At 71.4% G+C, this 2,872-nt stretch carries 3 protein-coding genes; 2 read left to right on the top strand and 1 reads right to left on the bottom strand.

What is annotated here, in order from left to right; all coding sequences use genetic code 11:
* Positions 1-1,608 (bottom strand): glycosyltransferase family 4 protein (locus tag AOK17_RS11225; RefSeq protein ID WP_055612252.1); only part of this gene is annotated, 1,608 nt, incomplete at its 3' end.
* 234 nt (positions 1,609-1,842) lie between these two features.
* Here AOK17_RS11225 and AOK17_RS11220 point away from each other — a divergent pair.
* Both AOK17_RS11220 and AOK17_RS11215 read left to right on the top strand, forming a co-directional pair.
* Positions 1,843-2,490, top strand: a complete 648-nt coding sequence (locus AOK17_RS11220; protein WP_055612251.1) for a TetR family transcriptional regulator — start codon at positions 1,843-1,845, stop codon at positions 2,488-2,490.
* A gap of 43 nt (positions 2,491-2,533) precedes the next feature.
* On the top strand, positions 2,534-2,734 hold the full coding sequence (locus AOK17_RS11215; RefSeq protein ID WP_055612250.1) for a hypothetical protein: 201 nt from the start codon (positions 2,534-2,536) through the stop codon (positions 2,732-2,734).
* Positions 2,735-2,872 lie beyond the last annotated feature (138 nt).

The following is a 2,872-nucleotide window of genomic DNA, read 5'->3' as shown; positions in this document are numbered from 1 at the left end:
TGTGGACGCCGCGTGCGAAGGGGTGGCGGACGCCAAGGCCGGAGCGGTGGCAGACGCCAGATCCAGGGAGGTGGCGGACTCCGCGCGCGGAGGGGCGGCGGGCGCCGCGTCCGGAGAGGCGGCCGACGCCGCGTCCACGGGCGTGGCGGGCACCGGGTGTGCAGGCGTGGCGGGCGCCGGGTCCGCATCCTGTGGGGCCGCGGAGCGGCCGGGATGCTGGGTCGCGGAGCGGTCAACGCCTGCCGCGGAGCGGCTTTGTGGCCGGGTCGCGGAGCGGCTCTGGGTCCTGGTCGCGGAGCGGTCAACGCTCGCGATCGCCTCGCGGTAGCGGGCTACCGTGCCCTCCGCGGCCTTGGCCCACGTGAACCGCTCCAGCACGCGTGAGCGTCCGGCCGAGCCGAGTCGTTCACGCAACCGGGGGTCCCCCAACAGCCGGCTCAGCCCAGCGGCCAGCGCCCCCGCGTCGCCGGGCCTGACGGCCAGGCAGGTCTCGCCGTCGGGGCCGGTGACCTCGGGGATGGCCCCGCCGGTCGTGGCCACGAGCGGCGTACCGGTGGCCATCGCCTCGGCGGCGGGCAGCGAGAACCCCTCGTAGAGGGAGGGCACGCAGGCGACCTCGGCGGACCGTACGAGGTCGACGAGCTCCGCGTCCGAGATGCCCTTCACGAACTCGACGGAGCCTTCGAGGCCGTACCGCTCGATGAGCTGGGCGACCGGCCCGTCCTCGGCACGCTTGCCGACGACGACGAGGTGCGCGGCGGGATGCTCCGTACGGACCTTGGCGAGCGCCTCCACGAGGAAGACGAGGCCCTTGAGGGGAACGTCCGCGCTGGACGTGGTGACGATCCGGCCCGGCACCTGCGGCACGGACGGATCCGGCGAGAAGAGGTCGGTGTCGGCGCCGATGTGGACGACGTGGATGCGGTCGTCGCGTACGCCGAGGTGGTCGACGATCTCCTGGCGGGACGTACCGGAGACGGTGAGCACGGAGGAGAGGCGGCGGGCGACGCGCTTCTGCATGCGCGTGAACGCGTACCAGCGGCGTACGGACATCCGGCGCCGCCGGCCCTCCGCTGCGTCCAGCTCCAACTGCCGGTCCACGGTGATGGGGTGGTGGATGGTGGTGACCAGCGGGGCACCGACGTCCCCCAACAGCCCGTAACCCAGGGTCTGGTTGTCGTGCACGACGTCGAAGTCGCCGCGCCGGGCGCGGAGATGGCGGCGGGCGCGCAGGGAGAACGTCAGCGGTTCCGGGAAGCCGCCGGTCCACATCGTGCCGACCTCGATCGCGTCGACCCAGTCGCGGTACTCGTCACGCTTCGGCGTCCGGAAGGGATCCGGGTGGCGGTACAGGTCGAGGCTGGGCAGTTCGGTGAGGGAGAGACCGTCGAGCCCCTCGCCCTCGTCGAGCACGGGGTAGGGCTGGGAGCCGATGACCTCGACCTGGTGGCCGAGGCGGGCCAGCTCGCGCGAGAGGTGCCGTACGTAGACGCCCTGGCCGCCGCAGAACGGGTTCCCTTTATAGGTGAGGAGCGCTATGCGCAGCGGTCGGTCGGCGTCGGCGGCCGAGCCCGCGTGGAGGCCTGCCTCCATGGCCTCATGGGTCACTCTCGGCCCCCTTCTTCCAGCACGTTCCCGCGAGATTACTTCGGGACGGTAATCTAGAACAAGTTTCAGACTTGATCGTTCAGGGAGCACAGAATCTACCGGCAGGTAGCTCTCCTGTGAGCGGTGGATCAGGTGATTCACGCCACGGCCGGGCTCTACTCTGCTGTCGCCCACTCGTCCCCATCGAGCCCTCTGTTGTACGAATCTTGTACGAACGTCACGGAATCGGGATCCATGCCTGCGGAAGCCAAGACTTCGGCGAAGGCCGCGCAGCCCGCGGTACGGGCCGCGCAGCCGGTCACTCCCCCGCTCACCGAGCGCCAGGAGGCGCGGCGGCGGCGCATCCTGCACGCGAGCGCGCAGCTGGCGAGCCGGGGCGGGTTCGACGCGGTGCAGATGCGGGAGGTCGCGGAGTCGTCCCAGGTGGCCCTGGGCACGCTCTACCGCTACTTCCCGTCCAAGGTGCATCTGCTGGTCGCGACGATGCAGGACCAGCTCGCCCATATGCACGGGACGCTCCGCAAGAAGCCGCCGGCGGGTGACACGGCGGCGGAGCGGGTGGCGGAGACGCTGATGCGCGCCTTCCGCGCCCTTCAGCGCGAGCCGCATCTCGCCGACGCGATGGTCCGGGCCCTGACGTTCGCCGACCGCAGCGTCAGCCCGGAGGTCGACCAGGTCTCCCGCCAGACCACGGTGATCATCCTCGACGCGATGGGCCTCGACGACCCCACCCCCGCCCAGCTCTCCGCGGTCCGCGTCATCGAGCACACCTGGCACTCGGCCCTGATCACCTGGCTCTCGGGCCGCGCCTCCATCGCCCAGGTCAAGATCGACATCGAGACGGTGTGCAGGTTGATCGACCTGACGTCAACGGACGATTGACGGGTGCCGTCGAGAGGCCGGCCGGAGGGGCTGGCGTGACCGCATGCCCGTGATCACGGTGGAGTTCACCGACCGAGAGATGGCTCAAGTGGAGGCGAGCGCCGCCTCCCACGGCAGGACGACCAGTGCCTACGCGCACGATGTCGTCATGGCCGACGCACGGCGTACGGCGTTCCCGGAGGCCCGCACCCCGTCCGGGACGCCCACCTCGGACGTCCAGGAAGAGCCGCGCCGAAACGGCTGACGCCACACATCCGAGCAGCCGCAACAGCAGCCACGCCCCAGGGAAGCCGCCCTCCGGGACGCAGCCCGCGCCATCACCTCTTGGCGGTAGGGCCCGGTGAGCGGCGGGGCGCACAGGGTGCCGGGCCCTACCGCCAAG

It is taken from the genome of Streptomyces phaeochromogenes (assembly GCF_001418655.1).
GTDB classification, from domain to species: domain Bacteria; phylum Actinomycetota; class Actinomycetes; order Streptomycetales; family Streptomycetaceae; genus Streptomyces; species Streptomyces phaeochromogenes.
Note: the sequence above shows the minus strand (reverse complement) of the source record. Positions and strands in the feature narration are given on the sequence as shown.